The organism is Shewanella sp. Isolate7 (genome assembly GCF_022398425.1).
In the GTDB taxonomy this organism is placed as follows: domain Bacteria; phylum Pseudomonadota; class Gammaproteobacteria; order Enterobacterales; family Shewanellaceae; genus Shewanella.
The window spans coordinates 20215-35823 of the sequence record NZ_JAKEVJ010000042.1 but is presented as its reverse complement, the minus strand read 5'-3'; the positions used below and the strand labels follow the sequence as shown (position 1 = coordinate 35823).

General features: G+C 52.7%; 14 protein-coding genes. 8 read left to right on the top strand and 6 right to left on the bottom strand.

The window, feature by feature from the left end; translation table 11 throughout:
• The first annotated feature begins 237 nt into the window (after window positions 1-237).
• Complete coding sequence (locus tag L1D47_RS12085; RefSeq protein WP_239885117.1) at window positions 238-1629, top strand: DASS family sodium-coupled anion symporter; 1392 nt, start codon at window positions 238-240, stop codon at window positions 1627-1629.
• 245 nt (window positions 1630-1874) lie between these two features.
• Here the strand turns inward: L1D47_RS12085 and megL are convergent, their stop codons facing one another.
• The 6 genes from megL to pspA all read right to left on the bottom strand — a co-directional run bounded on the left by megL (window position 1875) and on the right by pspA (window position 7278).
• Window positions 1875-3050, bottom strand: coding sequence for a methionine gamma-lyase (megL, locus tag L1D47_RS12080; RefSeq protein WP_239885115.1), 1176 nt, complete (start codon window positions 3048-3050; stop codon window positions 1875-1877).
• A gap of 125 nt (window positions 3051-3175) precedes the next feature.
• A complete protein-coding gene (locus L1D47_RS12075; RefSeq protein WP_239885113.1) occupies window positions 3176-4270 on the bottom strand; it encodes a TIGR01620 family protein in 1095 nt (364 codons plus the stop codon).
• Window positions 4271-4362: 92 nt separating this feature from the next.
• Window positions 4363-5805 (bottom strand): YcjX family protein, encoded by a 1443-nt coding sequence (locus tag L1D47_RS12070; protein WP_239885121.1) that lies wholly within the window; start codon window positions 5803-5805, stop codon window positions 4363-4365.
• 147 nt (window positions 5806-5952) lie between these two features.
• On the bottom strand, window positions 5953-6348 hold the full coding sequence (gene pspC, locus L1D47_RS12065; protein WP_011866291.1) for an envelope stress response membrane protein PspC: 396 nt from the start codon (window positions 6346-6348) through the stop codon (window positions 5953-5955).
• A complete protein-coding gene (gene pspB / locus L1D47_RS12060) occupies window positions 6335-6574 on the bottom strand; it encodes an envelope stress response membrane protein PspB (RefSeq protein ID WP_041509393.1) in 240 nt (79 codons plus the stop codon). Before pspB ends, pspC begins: the two co-directional genes overlap by 14 nt.
• Window positions 6575-6594: 20 nt before the next feature.
• On the bottom strand, window positions 6595-7278 hold the full coding sequence (gene pspA, locus L1D47_RS12055) for a phage shock protein PspA (protein ID WP_041509392.1): 684 nt from the start codon (window positions 7276-7278) through the stop codon (window positions 6595-6597).
• A gap of 177 nt (window positions 7279-7455) precedes the next feature.
• On the opposite strand from pspA, the gene pspF reads away from it, so the two are divergent.
• The 7 genes from pspF to fabV all read left to right on the top strand — a co-directional run bounded on the left by pspF (window position 7456) and on the right by fabV (window position 15252).
• Window positions 7456-8523: a phage shock protein operon transcriptional activator gene (gene pspF, locus L1D47_RS12050; protein ID WP_239885111.1), complete on the top strand. Its 1068-nt coding sequence runs from the start codon at window positions 7456-7458 to the stop codon at window positions 8521-8523.
• 87 nt (window positions 8524-8610) lie between these two features.
• Window positions 8611-10251 carry an ABC transporter substrate-binding protein gene (locus tag L1D47_RS12045; protein ID WP_239885109.1) on the top strand — a complete coding sequence of 547 codons (1641 nt, stop codon included), beginning with the start codon at window positions 8611-8613 and terminating at the stop codon, window positions 10249-10251.
• Window positions 10251-11282, top strand: coding sequence for an ABC transporter permease subunit (locus L1D47_RS12040; RefSeq protein ID WP_239885107.1), 1032 nt, complete (start codon window positions 10251-10253; stop codon window positions 11280-11282). Before L1D47_RS12045 ends, L1D47_RS12040 begins: the two co-directional genes overlap by 1 nt.
• Window positions 11269-12159, top strand: a complete 891-nt coding sequence (locus L1D47_RS12035; protein WP_239885105.1) for an ABC transporter permease subunit — start codon at window positions 11269-11271, stop codon at window positions 12157-12159. Before L1D47_RS12040 ends, L1D47_RS12035 begins: the two co-directional genes overlap by 14 nt.
• Window positions 12160-12171: 12 nt before the next feature.
• Entirely contained in the window at window positions 12172-13185 is a 1014-nt protein-coding gene (locus L1D47_RS12030; RefSeq protein WP_239885103.1) for an oligopeptide/dipeptide ABC transporter ATP-binding protein, read from the top strand.
• Window positions 13160-13945 (top strand): ATP-binding cassette domain-containing protein, encoded by a 786-nt coding sequence (locus L1D47_RS12025; protein ID WP_011866299.1) that lies wholly within the window; start codon window positions 13160-13162, stop codon window positions 13943-13945. The genes L1D47_RS12030 and L1D47_RS12025 overlap by 26 nt, the downstream gene beginning before the upstream one ends.
• A gap of 104 nt (window positions 13946-14049) precedes the next feature.
• The gene (fabV, locus tag L1D47_RS12020; RefSeq protein WP_239885101.1) at window positions 14050-15252 is read left to right on the top strand and encodes an enoyl-ACP reductase FabV; all 1203 of its coding nucleotides are present in this window, start codon (window positions 14050-14052) and stop codon (window positions 15250-15252) included.
• The last annotated feature ends 357 nt before the right edge of the window (window positions 15253-15609 follow it).

Here is a 15609-nt window from a genome sequence, read left to right as displayed (position 1 = left end):
ATTATATTAATTTATTTCAGTCTGTTATTAATTAGCAGCCCTTTAGCCAGCCGTCGTAAAAAAAATTGATCGCCAAGCTTCAGCAACGCGTGATCAACGCCTCATATAGTTCAAACAAGATGAAGCAGATCACGCCGCCAAAAGTGAAATATGTAGCTTTGCCACATAAAAAATTTTGTTGCGCCGCGCAACCGCTAGGCTAGTGTAGAGCGCCAAAATAATAATTAAGGAAGCCCTATGTCCCTCGACACCACACAAGAGGCGCTCGCCGCACCACCTAAGTCGGCGCCTCAAACCAACTTGCCCATCTTGTTTGGCGATATCCTTCTGTTTGTCTTGCTCTATAACTTTCTGCCTTTCGAGCCAGGCGTAAATACCGGCATTGCCATCTTGGTCTTCGCCGCCGTGCTCTGGTTGACCGAGGCGATTCACATCAGCGTCACCGCCATACTGATCCCCATCATGGGGGTGTTGTTAGGGGTATTTGAAACTAAGGCGGCCATGAGCAACTTCGCCAACCCTATCATCTACCTGTTCTTCGGTGGCTTCGTGCTGGCCGCGGCGCTAAGTCATCAAGGAATCGATAAACGCATCGCTCAGAAGGTATTAACCGCCTCCAAGGGTAAGCTCAGCATCGCCTGCATGCTACTGTTTGGGATCACTGCACTGCTCTCCATGTGGATCAGCAACACGGCCACCGCGGCCATGATGCTACCACTTGCACTTGGCATCCTGAGACAACTGGATTTTAAAGAACACAGAAGCACTTACCTCTTCATGCTGCTGGGTATCGCCTACTCGGCCAACATTGGCGGCATAGGCACTCTGGTCGGTAGCCCGCCAAATGCGATTGCCGCCGCCCAGGTGGGCCTGAGCTTCGCCGACTGGCTTGAATTTGGTCTTATAACCGTTGCACTGATGCTGCCTAGCATGTTGATTGCCCTCTATCTCTACCTTAAGCCCAATCTGAATGTGGTCTGTGAGATCCCCAAGAGCAACGAACACCTCAGCATGCAGGGCAAGCTTACCTTGCTTATCTTCATCACCACGGTCTGCTGCTGGATCTTTAGCAAGCCTATCTCCACCTCGCTGGGGGGAATTAAACAATTCGACACCATAGTGGCATTGGGTTCGGTAGTGATGCTCGCGGGGCTTGGCCTGGTCGACTGGAAGAAGATAGAGAAAACCACAGATTGGGGCGTGCTGATCCTCTTCGGCGGCGGGCTCACACTGAGCGCCATCCTTAAGGCCACGGGCACCAGCGTCTTCCTGGCACACTGGGTAACCGATATCTTTGGTAATACCCATATGGCGCTGTTTACCTTTGCGGTGATCTTCTTCGTGGTGATGCTGACCGAATTTGCCAGTAACACCGCCAGCGCCGCCCTCCTGGTCCCTGTATTTGCCGCCATCGCCGAAGCCCTTGGCCTGTCGCCGGTGATGCTCTCCGTACTCATAGGTATCGCCGCATCCTGCGCCTTCATGTTGCCGGTCGCCACGCCGCCGAATGCCATCGTATACGGCTCGGGCTTTATCAAGCAATCAGAGATGATGCGCGCCGGGGTGATCATCAACTTCATCAGCATGCTGGCGCTCTATGTGATCGCCCATCTGTTCTGGACCATCTAATACCAATCGTAATAAACAATTGATCATTCTAGCTTGTTAAAACGCTCGATAACTGCATTAGTATTTTTAATTGTAGAATAACTACTTATCTAAAAATCCTGCTTTGTTCTCAAGCGTTTTTCCTGCGCTATTTCTAATCACATGTTTACTGTGATTCGTATAAAAGTAAAAAGCCTGCAATCGCAGGCTTTTTTATTGATCGAAGCTAACGCCTCACATCACTGTTATCGACTCCAAGCTTCAGACTATTCCCCGAAGGCCTGCGCCAAATCGGCAATGATGTCATCGCTGTCTTCCAGGCCTAGGGAGATCCTCAACAGACTATCGCCTATGCCGGCGTCCATTCTGGCCTCTGGCGAATAGGGGGAATGCGTCATAGAGGCGGGATGCTGGATCAACGACTCGGCATCCCCCAGACTGACCGCAATTTTAAAGAGCTTGAGTCGATTAGCGAACGCCTTGGCGGCATCGAAGCTGCCTTTGAGTTCGAAGGCGACCACACCGCCGGCCCTTCGCATCTGCTTACCCAGCAGGGCATGGCCCGAATGTCCCTTGAGGCCAGGATAATAGACTCTGGCCACCTTAGGATGCTGCTGCAGATATTCCGCGACCCGCTCGGCGTTGTCACAGTGCCGCGTTAATCTGACATCTAGCGTCTTCAGCCCGCGTAATATCAGCCAGGCATCATGAGGTGAGATCACCCCGCCGATATCCTTGAGCACCTCAAGCTTGACCTTAGTGATCATCTCCTCACTACCACAGACGATTCCGGCGATCACGTCACCATGACCGTTGAGATACTTAGTCGCACTGTGGATCACCATGTCTATCCCCATGCTCAGCGGGCGTTGCAACAGTGGCGTCATAAAAGTGTTGTCGACGATACTGACCAGCTGATGGCGCTTGGCCAGTGCCGCAATGGCGGCGAGATCATACACATCCAGATGGGGGTTAACGGGCGTCTCGCAAAACAACGCCTTAGTGTTAGGGCGAATGGCCTGCTCTATGTTGGCCACCTCACAAAAATCCACTAGGGTAACCTCGATACCGAAGCGTTTAAACTGCTCTGTCATCAAGGCAAAGGTACAGCCATAGACAGCCTTGGATGCGACCAGGTGCTCACCTTGACTCAGGTTGGTCAACAGGGCCGCCGACACCGCCGCCATGCCAGATGCGGTCGCGGCAGCCGCCTCGCTGCCTTCCAGCACAGCCATCTTGCGTTCGAGCTCTGCCGTGGTGGGATTACCGAGGCGAGTGTAGATATAGCCTTGTTGTTCGCCGGCAAAGCAATCACCGCCCTGCTCGACATTCTCAAAGGTAAAGGTGGCACTTTGCACCAAAGGGGATACCAAGGCGCCATGCTGATTGGCCTCATGCCCAGCATGAATCACCTGAGTGGCAAGTTTCCATTTATCTTGCATACACTTTCTCCGTCATACTCGCTGCCTATTATTGTTGGCTTATATTTATTGTCTTAGCGTGGCAGCGATGCACTAACTTGCCCAGTTTCAGGGCATAGAGTAAACCTGTCGCGAAAAATTATCCCCTACTTGGATGTAAATTCTTTGTTACGAACAGGCGTTTTACCTAGGACGCTGAGGGAGAAGTCTTTCAGCTCGCCAAGCAAAGCTGTGTGTATCTTGCTCAGCTTAGGTTGAGATTCTGGCGTAAATACCACGGGACGACACAGCCGCATGGTCTGATAGCCTAAACGTGCAGTAAGCAGTCCGCCGCCTAGCCCCTGTGCCAACCTAGCCGAAAGCTTGCCCGACATCTCCAGCGAAAACAGCTGAGTCCCGATATCTGTGACTAGTTCACTGGTACCGGCGTAGATGATGTTAGTGATCACCGACCGGATAAGTTTGATGCGGCTCCAGTAGCCCAGCTCTATGCCATAACATCTCGCCAGCTGGGCGATCATCTTCTGATTGCGCCACAAGATGATCGCCATATCGAGCACGGCGATTGGGCTGGCCGCCAGCAAGAGCGCCGACTCACTGGCATATCTATGCACCAGTTTCTTCGCCTTGGCATCGACCTGGGGCAGGACGCTGCTCTCGAACAAGATCAAGCGCTCGGCATCGTTATGCTCCTCGTGTACCAGGCGATAATAGCCCTTGGTATCGATATCTTCAGGCAGGTTCGAGATCAGCTTATCGATGAAGCTGTCCGCCTCTCCTCTCTGCATACTCTGAGATAAGCGCTCACTTACCGCCTGCGCCTCTTCTACCGCACGCAGCCGCCTTAATTGACGCCACTCTTTAACGCCTATGGTTATCGCCCACAAACTGACGATGGCCGTGACACCGCCATAGAGCCCAAACAGCCAGGGGCTTTGCCCCCATGCCTCTTTTAAGGTCAGCACTAGCTCCACCAGCAATATGCTTCCTATGCCGAGCAATGATGCCTTGGCCAGCCAGGACCAGGAACGCGAGCCCATTCGAGATGGCGACGCGCCATTAATGCCGTCAAGCTCGGGGACGAGTGCTTGAATCGCCGCCTCGTCGACCTCACTTGCCTCATCGTCTTCAAACACCACCTGGTCATCGAAGCGTTCGGCCGCCTTAAGCTGAGTGACGCTTAAGGCCTGCTCAGGCTCGAATACTTGTTTCTTTTCAATCTGCATATCGGCTTTTTTCATACAGGTTCTATCACGCTCTCTTGCTAACCACTCTTGTATACACAGGAATCGCAATGGCGCTCTCTAATACGATGTCTTAGCTACCGCCGGCATTAACTCAGCTTATCACCGAGCAAGAACTGCAACAGGTGATCCAGACGAATATGCTCAAACTGTGCCTGATGGCCAGACACCGCCAGACGTGGCGGGGCAAAATCGACAAATTCAAACCCCTGTCGCTGCCAGAAATCACCACTGGGTAAGTGAGTGGGGACTTCGCCGGGGAACATAGTCACCTCTTGATTAGAGGCAAGCTCTATCCCCTTTACCACCTCTATCGATTTACCCTGACGCTGCACCATGCCGTGCTGAGTCGCCTTGATAGCGCTGATGGCCATCACCTCGACGTCGCATCCCTCAAACTGGGCATGCTGCTGGCTGCGCTTCACCAGATGAGACAGCAGCGATAACACATTGCCCTGCTGATCCCGCGTGATGTGGTCTACCTTGCTGGCGGCAAACAGCAGCCTGTCGATTCGAGGCGCGAATAGTCGTCTCAGCAGGTTGGACTGGCCAAAATGAAAACTCTCCATGATGGCGTCGATCGCCCCTGTCATATCATCAAACTGTGCCTTACCACGATTGAGCGGCGTCAGGCAATCGACCAACACCAACTGGCGGTCGAACTTCGCAAAGTAGTCTCGATAGAAGGGTTTCACCACCTGGCTAACATAGCTGTGATAGCGCTGTTTCAACACCTGATAATAGCAGTGCTTCGAACTCTCTTCGGCCGCATCTAACTCGGCCTCACTGAGATGCAGCAAAGGAAAAAACGCCAATATGGGCGTATCGGCGAGCTCTCCCGGCAGCAACATGCGGCCGGGCTGCGCATGATAGAAGCCTTGCAGCTCCACTAAATCCACCAGCAAGGCCTGATAGAGACTGGCGATCTGCTTTAACTTGAGTTCATCGGCGTTCTGGGTCAGGTCAAGCGCTCTACATGCCGACACGAAGGCCTGATAATGAGCGCTCTGGGACAACACGGCATCGCGGCGCGCCTGCGTCTGGCACCAGGCCTTAAAGCTCAGCTTGAGCATAGGCAGGTCCAACAGCCACTCTCCGGGGTAATCGACAATGTCTAAATAGAGCGTCGCGCTGTCGGTAAATTTCGCCCTGATCCCCGCGGCGGGCTGATATCGAATGGCCAGGCGCAGCTCGCTGATGGTGCGAGTGGATTGTGGCCAGGCCGGAGTCTCGCCGCATAAGGCGGCCATGGCGCCCTCATAATCGAAACTCGCTATGGTCAGATCCGGTTGTAGGGCGCGCTTCACCCCGTGTAGACGCCCCTCGCGGGAAACTTGTAATAGTGACAGCGCATTGTGACGCTGACCGACACCCGCGTGTAGCAGTTGATTGACCAGTCCGGTAATGAAGGCGGTCTTTCCCGCCCCCGATAGACCTGTCACCGCCAGGCGTACATGATTATCAGTGGTACGTTTAGCCAGTGACTTGGAGTGATGGCCGAGTTGACGAAGTGAGCGGTTAAATGAATTCATCATTTGATTTTACTATTGCTAAGAGCTTTTTGGCTAAAGGCTAAAGGCTAAAGGCTAAAGGCTAAAGGCTAAAGGCTAAAGGCTAAAGGCTAAAGGCTTCTCATCTTAATACGGCTAAGGGCGGTATACACCGCCCATTGAAAGGATTTAAAGATTATTGATCTGTTGTTTAAGATCGAAGCTGTCCGAGGTGACGTGCCGTTCGAGATTTTGCAACCTGAACTCTAAATCACGGAACTGGTTGTTAACGTCTCTTAAGGCTGCCTTAGCCGGCTCTCCTGCCTGCCATACCTTTTTCTTAACCTCGATCTCCTTGTGTTGTTGCTTGTTCTTTGCGCTGCCGGGTTTGATATCCAGAATCATCCAGAGCAGTACATAGATGATAAGAATAACGCCCGATCCCCCAAGCAAAAATATTGATGCGGCGACCACTCTGACCAACCAGGTCTCGAAGTTAAAGTAATCCGCGATCCCTGCGCATACTCCAGCTATCTTGCCTGACTCGGGGATTCGATATAAGGGTCGTCCCTTAGATTCGCTCATCTCGATTCCTCCACTGCGGGGCCTCGCTATCTAAAATCGCTTCCAATGTCTCTATGCGTTGGGCCATTTTATCAGCTTTGCCGATTAGCTCATTGAGCTGAGCATACTCTTCTTCAGTGAGTCCCTGGCTCACTTGGCGTTTGCTACGATAGTGCAGAACCAGCCAGATGGGCGCCACCACTACCATAAAGATAATAATTGGGGCTATTAGTAAATCCAAATCCATAACTCACCTCAGAATTGTTGTTATTTAGTCTGTTTCTTGGCTTTTGCTGCTTTTACCTTAGCCTTCAGGGCTTCTAGCTCTGCACTAACGGCATCTTCAGCTTCCAGCGCGGCGAATTCGTCATTCAGTGTCTTCTGGTTACCCAGATCATAGGCTTCCACCTGTGACTCCAGTCCTTCGACACGACGCTCATACTGCTCGAAACGGCTCATGGCATTGTCAATTTTGCTCGAATCCAGCTGACGCTTCACTTCCAGGCGAGAAGACGCAGTCTGCTTACGCATAATGATAGTCTTCTGACGAGCCTTGGCGTCGGCCAATTTCTCTTGCAGCAGGTTCACTTCCTCTTTCAGGCGAGCGATCTGCTCTTCGACAACCACTAGCTCCTGCTCTAGGGTAACTGCCAGCTCACTGGCCTTTTGCTTTTCAAGCAGTGCGGCTTTAGCCAGATCTTCACGGTCTTTCGACAGTGCCAGTTCCGCCTTGTCCTGCCAATCCTGAACCTGCTCCTGCACCTTAGCGATACGACGAATGATCTCTTTCTTCTCCGCCAGTACCTTGGCCGAGGTCGAACGAACTTCCACTAACGTATCTTCCATCTCTTGGATGATCAGGCGAACCATTTTTTCTGGATCTTCTGCTTTATCGAGTAATGCGCTGATATTCGAGTTAATAATATCTGCAAAGCGAGAGAAAATTCCCATAATAGTGTCCTCAAATTTATGTTGGTTTCGCCTAGATTAATGCATTAAGTGTGCCAGCTTAACTATACCGATTAAAAACAATCAGTTAAACATATTTATAACTTTTTCTTTATTTTAATTCACAGGGCACATATTATAATTTTCACCAATAATTAGCGTGAAAGACTAAAAAATAAAGTGGCCAATCAATTTCAACAAGACAACCTCATAGGTCAGTCGAACGCTCTGCTGGAAGTCCTTGAGCACGTTTCAAAAATTGCCCCCCTCTCTAAGCCAGTCTTAATTATTGGCGAGCGCGGAACCGGTAAAGAATTGATCGCCGAGCGCCTACATTATCTCTCCAAGCGCTGGGATCAAAGCTTTATTAAGCTAAATTGTTCATCGCTCAGCGAAAACCTATTGGAGAGCGAACTCTTTGGCCACGATGCCGGCGCCTTCACCGGTGCCAACAAGAAGCATGAGGGACGTTTCGAGCGCGCCGATGGCGGCACCCTCTTTCTCGATGAGCTGGCCAACACCTCGGGGCTGATTCAGGAGAAGCTGCTTCGCGTCATCGAATATGGCGAATTTGAGCGTGTAGGGGGGAGCAAGACGGTGCAGACAGATGTGCGCCTGGTGTGCGCCGCCAACGAAGATCTGCCCTCGCTGGCAGAGGCTGGCGAATTTAGGGCCGACCTGCTCGACCGCCTGGCATTTGACGTGATCACCCTGCCGCCGCTGCGCCATCGCCCCGAAGATATCATGCCCCTCGCCGAATACTTTGCTATCGGCATGGCCCGTCAGCTGAAACAGCCGCAATTTGATGGCTTTAGTCCCAATGCGGTAGAGCAGTTGATGGCATATCACTGGCCGGGCAATATCCGTGAGTTAAAAAACGTGGTCGAGCGCGCCGTCTACCGTAATACGGATCTAGAAGAGCCAATTGACAGCATAGTCATAGATCCCTTTGCCTCGCCCTACAGGCCAACCAACCGTATCAAGACTAAGTCCCGTCAGGTGCAGAGTGAGCCAGCAGTTGAACAGGAGACAACGGCGGTCTCAGCCCCGCCCCCGAGCCAGGCTAACGAGCTAGCTATCAGCTTCCCCTTGGATTTTAAGGAGCACTGCGAACAGCAGGAGATAGCCCTACTCAAGAAGGCACTGGAATCAGGGCAATACAACCAGAAGAAGACGGCCGAGCTGCTCGGGCTCAGCTATCACCAGCTGCGAGGCATCTTAAAAAAATACAACTTACTAGACAAATAAGACCAGCAGGGGCAGATGATGTTTGCCCCTGACTCCATCCCACTGTTAAAATAAACCTCTCCATTCAAATAACTATTACATCTGCTGATGAAAGAGCTGCTCAAACGTCTCACGTTAGGTTCGGCGTTTTGTTGTATCGTGCCACTGTTGTCGGCCTGTGGACCGACGCGAGTGCCCTCGGGATTAGTCTATTGCTCTGAAGGCAACCCAGAGTCCTTCAATCCCCAATTGGTCACCTCTGGCACCACGGTCGATGCAACCTCACAGCAGCTTTACGACGGTCTGGTAGATTATGACGCCAGAACCGGTGAGATGACCCCGTCACTCGCCATCTCCTGGCATCTGAGTGACGACGAAAAGGTCTACACCTTCGAGCTACGCCAAGGCGTGCAATTTCATCGCTCCGAACGCTTTACTCCGAGCCGCCAGTTTAATGCCGACGATGTGGTCTTCTCCTTCAACCGCATCATAGATACCGACAATCCCTATCACTTTGTCTCTAAAAGCGGTTATCCCTTCTTCCAGAGTATCGGCTTTGCCGAACTTATCGACGACATAGAGAAGATAGATGACTACCACGTTGCCTTTCATCTCAAGCATAAGGATGCCTCCTTCCTGTCAAACCTGGCGACCGGCTTTGCGGTGATCCTCTCTAAAGAGTATGCCGACCAACTGCAGCAATCTAACCAAGAGGAGTTGTTGGATAAACTGGCAATTGGCACCGGGCCGTTTAGGTTGATCGATTATGTGAAGAACGACTTTATTCGTTACTTCCGTAACCCAGATTATTGGCGCCTCACGCCCGAGGTCGACCAGCTGGTATTTGACATCACTCCGAAGAGCACCACACGTCTGGCTAAGCTGATCACCGGCGACTGTAACGTGTCTGCCCTGCCCAAGGCGGGTGAACTGCCCGTAGTTATTGAGAAAGAGGAGCTCGAGGTCGAGTCCCTGCCCGGGTTTAATGTCGCCTTCTGGGCCTTTAATACCGAGCGTATTCCCTTTAACGATGTCAGGGTGCGCCGTGCATTGGCCCACGCCATAGATAAAGAAAACATCCTCAGGGCCGTATACCAGAAGACGGCCGAAGAGGCCGTTGGCCTGCTGCCGCCACTCTCCTGGGCCTACTCGGCCAACGAGAAGATGATCGACTATAACCCAGACAAGGCCCGCGAGCTCCTCAAAGAGGCCGGGGTAGACAAACTCACCATAGACATCTGGGCCATGCCGGTCGCACGTATCTACAACCCTAACGCCCACAAGACTGCCGAACTGATCCAGGCGGATCTGGCCAACATAGGCGTCAAGGTCAATATCGTTAACTACGACTGGAGCGTCTTCAACCAGAAGCTGAGCCAACGCGGTTACGATTCGGTATTAATCGGATGGAACGCCGATAACAGCGATCCCGACAACTTCTTTACCCCTATCTTGAGCTGCGCCTCAGTGGGCTCAAATAGCAATCGCTCACGCTGGTGTGACCCCGCCTTCGACCATATTCTCAATGCGGCCAAGTCCACCACAGACAGAGAGAAACGTGCGCGCCTCTACCAAGAGGCAGAGCAATATGTAGCAGAGCAGGTGCCTTTGCTCCCCTTCGCCCACGCCACGCGCATGGTGGTAAAACAAAAATCGGTAACCGAAGCTAAGCTAACCCCCTTCGGTGGCATCTCCTTTACCAAGACTTCCCCAAATCGCCCTGAAGGCGATAACAAGGAGAGCAACTGATGGCCAGATATCTGATCCGCAGGTTAAACCTTTTCCTGGCGACCTCACTGGTTCTCTTCCTGGTGATGTTTATCGTTACCAGCAAATTTCCCGTCGAGCATACCTTCGCCTTAACCGGACTGCAGTCGCCGACCAGCCAGGAGCTGGCACAAATAGAGAGCGATTATCAACTCGATAGCTCACAGCTGCATCAGTTTTTCGCCTACCTGCACCAGCGCTTGTCGGGCAACCTAGGGATTTCGGCCACCTCGCAGAATCCGGTGATCGATGAGCTCACCGCCGTGCTGCCGGCCAGTTTCGAGCTGGGGATTGTCGCCGGGCTGATCGCCCTGGTGTTGGGGCTGCCTCTAGGGGGACTGGCCTCTCTGAGCAAACATAAGATCACCCAGCACACCATCATGGCCATCACCTTAACCGGCTATTCCATTCCGGTATTCTGGCTCGGTCTGTCGCTGTCGCTCTGGTTTGGGGTGCAGCTGGGCTGGCTGCCAATTTCGGGACAAATAAACCTACTGTACGACATACGCCCGGTGACCGGCTTTTTGCTGATCGACACCCTGCTGTCGGATTCGCAGTACGCAACCTCCGCCTTTATCGATGCCCTGCTGCATATCATCTTGCCGGCGGTAACCCTGGCAGTACTGCCCTTTACCGTGGTGGTGCGGATCACCCGCGCGGCAATGATCGCCATCATGGAGCAAACCTATATTAAGGCCGCCGAGGCCCGTGGCTTACACACCAGCATCATAGTGCTGCGCCACGCCCTGCCAAACGCCTTTATTCCCGTGCTGAAAAACCTCGGCCTGATGCTCGGCGCCTTCGCCAGCTATGCTATGGTGGTGGAAGTGATCTTTAGTTGGCCAGGCGTGGGCGCCTGGCTGGTCTCAGGGATTTACCAAAGGGATTATACTGTGATACAGGGTGGGATCCTCGCCGTCGCCTTAATCATCATCTTCTTAAGCATTCTTATCGAGGTGATCCATACGGCAATGAACCCCCTCAGCAGGAAAGAGCTCTATGCCGCAAATTAAAATCTATCAGGAAGACCATATCCCCTCGCCGCTGAGCCGGATCTGGTCCGCCTTTACCGACAACCCCTTCGCCTTTGCCGGACTTTGGGCCGTCTGTTGTCTGCTGCTACTGGCACTGTTTGGTCCGCTGATAGCCCCCTACAGCCCAGAGCATCAGGATCCCCTGGCGCTGCTACTGGCCCCCTCCTGGGAGCAAACCGGCACGGTCGAGCACTTCCTTGGCACCGACGATTTGGGCCGCGACATCTTTAGTCGCCTGCTCCATGGCGCTCACCTCACCTTCGGTATGGCGCTGGCAATCGTTATCACCGCCCTGCTGCTGGGTTTCATCATAGGTTCAATCTCGGGCATGATGAAGGGACTCAAATCGAGTATCTTGAGCCACCTGCTCGACGCGCTGCTATCAATTCCCTCGTTGCTGATGGCCATTCTGGTGGTGGCGGTCACAGGGCCAGGTCTTGGCAACGTCTTCTGGGCCGTGGGCATCGCCCTCACCCCGCAGTTTGTACGCGCCATTCATCAGGCGGTACATGAAGAATTACAGAAAGAGTATGTCACCGCCGCCAGACTCGATGGTGCCAACAGCCTGCAGATTTTCTGGTATGTGATCCTGCCGAACGTCATGGACACAATGATCATTCAGACAACCTTAGGGATCTCGGCCGCTATCTTGGATATCGCAGCCCTGGGCTTCCTTAACCTAGGCGCTCAGGCACCTAGCCCTGAATGGGGCGCCATGGTGTCTCAGGGGTTGGACAACCTGCTCACCGCTCCCTGGACAGTCACCATTCCCGGCGTCGCCATTCTCTGTAGCGTGCTAGCCATTAACCTGGTGGGAGACGGACTGCGTTCGGCCCTCTCGCCGATTCGCTCCTAACGAGACGCAGCTATGCCATTACTGGACATTAGAAACCTCACCATAGAACTGGATACACCCCATGGCCGCGTAAAAGCCCTGGAGCGTGTGAGCCTGACCCTGAATCCGGGCGAGGTCCACGGCCTTGTGGGTGAATCCGGCTCAGGCCGAACCTTGCTGGCCAAGGCCATCCTGGGGATCCCGGGACACAACTGGACCATTCAGGCGGACCGCATGATGTGGGATGGCCAAAACCTGATGGACATGTCGCCCAGCGAACGTCGCGTATTGATGGGTAGCGAGATGGCGATGATCTTTCAAGATCCCATCAGTAGCTTAGACCCGGCGATTACCGTCGGCACCCAGATCATCGAGGCTATGCCAGAAAACAAGGAACTCCCCAGGTGGAAACGCGGCAGCGATAAGCGCAAGAAGGCTCAGCAGTGGCTGCATAAGGTGGGTATCAAAGAGACCCAGAAGATCATGTCCAGCTACGCCTGGGAACTCTCCGACGGCGAATGCCAGAAGGTGATGATCGCCATCGCCGTTGCCAACCAGCCTAGGCTGCTCATCGCCGATGAGCCAACCAACTCAATGGAGATCCGCACCCAGGCGCAGATCTTCCGTCTACTGAGTAAGCTCAATCAGCTACAAAATGTTTCTATCCTGTTGATTAGTCATGAATTAGAGACGCTTTCACAGTGGTGTGACCGCCTAACCGTCATGTACAGCGGTCAGGTGATGGAATCTGGAGTCACCAGTGAAGTGATCGCCAATCCCTATCACCCTTATACCAAGGCGCTTTTGGATAACATTCCCGATTATTCCAATCCTGAGCATCACAAGACCATGATGCAGACCCTGCCAGGCTCGGCGCCGGCGCTGCAGCATCTGCCCATAGGTTGCCGACTCGGCCCCCGTTGCCCTCAAGCGAAGAAGCTCTGCGTCAATCAACCTAGCCTGTGTCACCAGAAAGATCGCTATTTTGCCTGTCATTTCCCTTATCACAATGAGCCATGTCATGAAGAGCCCCTTACTAAAAGTTAATCGACTGAGTAAAACCTTTTTTGCCGGCTATAAGGGGTTTAAGCGCCAGTATAACCACGCATTGGAGCCCATCTCCTTCGAGCTTAATCGCGGCGAGACCCTGGCAATTGTGGGCGAAACCGGCTCAGGCAAGAGTACCCTGGCCCGTATCTTAGTGGGCGCAGAGCAGCGCACCGATGGCGAGATCTTGTTTGAAGGCGAGGCCCTGGAGAGCCGCAACCTGAAGCAGCGTTGCCGCCTGATCCGCATGATTTTTCAAGACCCCAACACCTCGCTCAACCCACGCCTGACGGTGGGTGAGCTGCTGGATGAACCCTTAAGGTTCAATACCGATCTGGACAAGCAGGCACGCTTTGCCCAGGTGGTCGATACCCTAAGAAAAGTCGGCCTGCTGCCCGAGCACGCCGACTTCTACCCTCACATGATCTCAGAGGGGATGAAACAGCGGGTAGCAGTAGCCAGGGCCTTGATGTTAAACCCAAAAATCATCATTGCCGATGAGGCGTTAACCGCGCTTGACCTCTCGGTGCGCTCGCAAATTCTTAACCTCCTGCTCAAGCTGCAGCAGGAGATGGGACTCTCCTATATCTTCGTGTCCCATAACATGAATATCATTCGCCATTTCAGCGATAAGATCATGGTGCTGCACCAGGGAAAAATGGTGGAAAAGGCCACCACGGAGAAGCTGTTTAACGCCCCTGAGCATGAATATACTCAGCGTCTGATCCAGGAACAGACCATGTTTTCCTACAAGCGTTAAACTGATCCAACCACTGGAACATTAACGTCTTATTATTAAAAAAGGTGTGCCATTTCAGCTTGGTTTAATTATCCTTATGGCACTTTTTCAAGAGAAGCAGAAACATGATAATCAAACCCAAAACACGTGGCTTTATTTGTACCACCACTCATCCGGTTGGCTGTGAAGCAAATGTACTAGAGCAAATCAACATCACTAAGGCAAAAGGCCCTGTCGCCAACGGCCCTAAGAAAGTATTAGTGATCGGCTCTTCAAGTGGCTATGGTCTATCTTCACGCATCGCGGCAGCCTTTGGCAGCGGCGCGGCAACCCTCGGCGTCTTTTTTGAAAAACCAGGCACCGAGACTAAGCCTGGTACGGCTGGCTGGTATAACTCAGCCGCCTTCGACAAGTTTGCAAAACAAGACGGCCTCTACTCTAAGAGCCTTAACTGTGATGCCTTCAGCCATGAAGCCAAACAGAAAACGATTGAGCTGATCAAGCAAGATCTGGGTCAGGTAGACATGGTCGTCTACTCGCTGGCTTCTCCAGTAAGAAAGCTGCCTGACAGCGGCGAACTGGTGCGCTCATCTCTGAAGCCAATTGGCGAGCCATACAAGTCTACTGCGGTTGATACCAATAAAGATCTGATCATCGAAACCAGCGTAGAGCCAGCCACAGAGCAAGAGATCCAAGACACTATTACCGTCATGGGCGGTCAGGATTGGGAGCTGTGGATCAATGCGCTGGCAGAGGCCGGTGTTCTGACCCCAGACTGTAAGACAGTTGCCTATAGCTACATAGGTACCGAACTGACCTGGCCTATCTACTGGCATGGTGCCCTGGGCAAGGCCAAGATGGACTTAGATCGCGCCGCACACGAGCTTAACGACAAGCTATCGGCCACCGGCGGTAGCGCCAACGTTGCCGTACTCAAGAGTGTGGTCACTCAGGCCAGCTCGGCCATTCCTGTGATGCCACTCTACATCGCCATGGTATTTAAGAAGATGCGCGAAGAGGGCCTACACGAAGGCTGTCAGGAGCAGATCAACCGTATGTTCCACGAGCGCCTCTACCGCGCCGATGGTGCCGCGCCGGCTGTCGACGATGCTAACCGTCTACGCCTGGACGACTGGGAGCTACGCGAAGATATTCAGCAGCATTGCCGTGACCTATGGCCAACCATCACCACAGAGAACCTCAGCGAACTCACCGACTATCGTGAGTACAAGGAAGAGTTCCTCAAACTATTCGGCTTCGGTATCGAGTCTGTGGACTACGACGCAGATGTTAACCCAGAGGTGAACTTCGACGTCGAGCAGTTCTAAATCGCTCCAACGTCACCTCATAAGCCACGGCCAACGCCGTGGCTTTTTATTTTCACTGCTCCTCTAAGCAACTCACCTAAGTGCCTAACATAAGTACCTAACCTAAGTACCTAACCTAAGTACCTAACCTAAGTACCTAACCTAAGTACCTTGCTTAAGCATCTCACTTAAGTATCTGGTCTAAGCATCTGATCTAAGCACCTCGCTTAAGCGCCTCAGCGGCACCTGACGCCTTAAATAACTACAGCTCCCACCTTGGCTTACCTACTCAGCCTTCTCTTTATAGCAGCTCTTTACAGCGCCTCTATCTAACCCATTATGATGCGGCAGTAGATACTCTCACTATCTAGACAATAA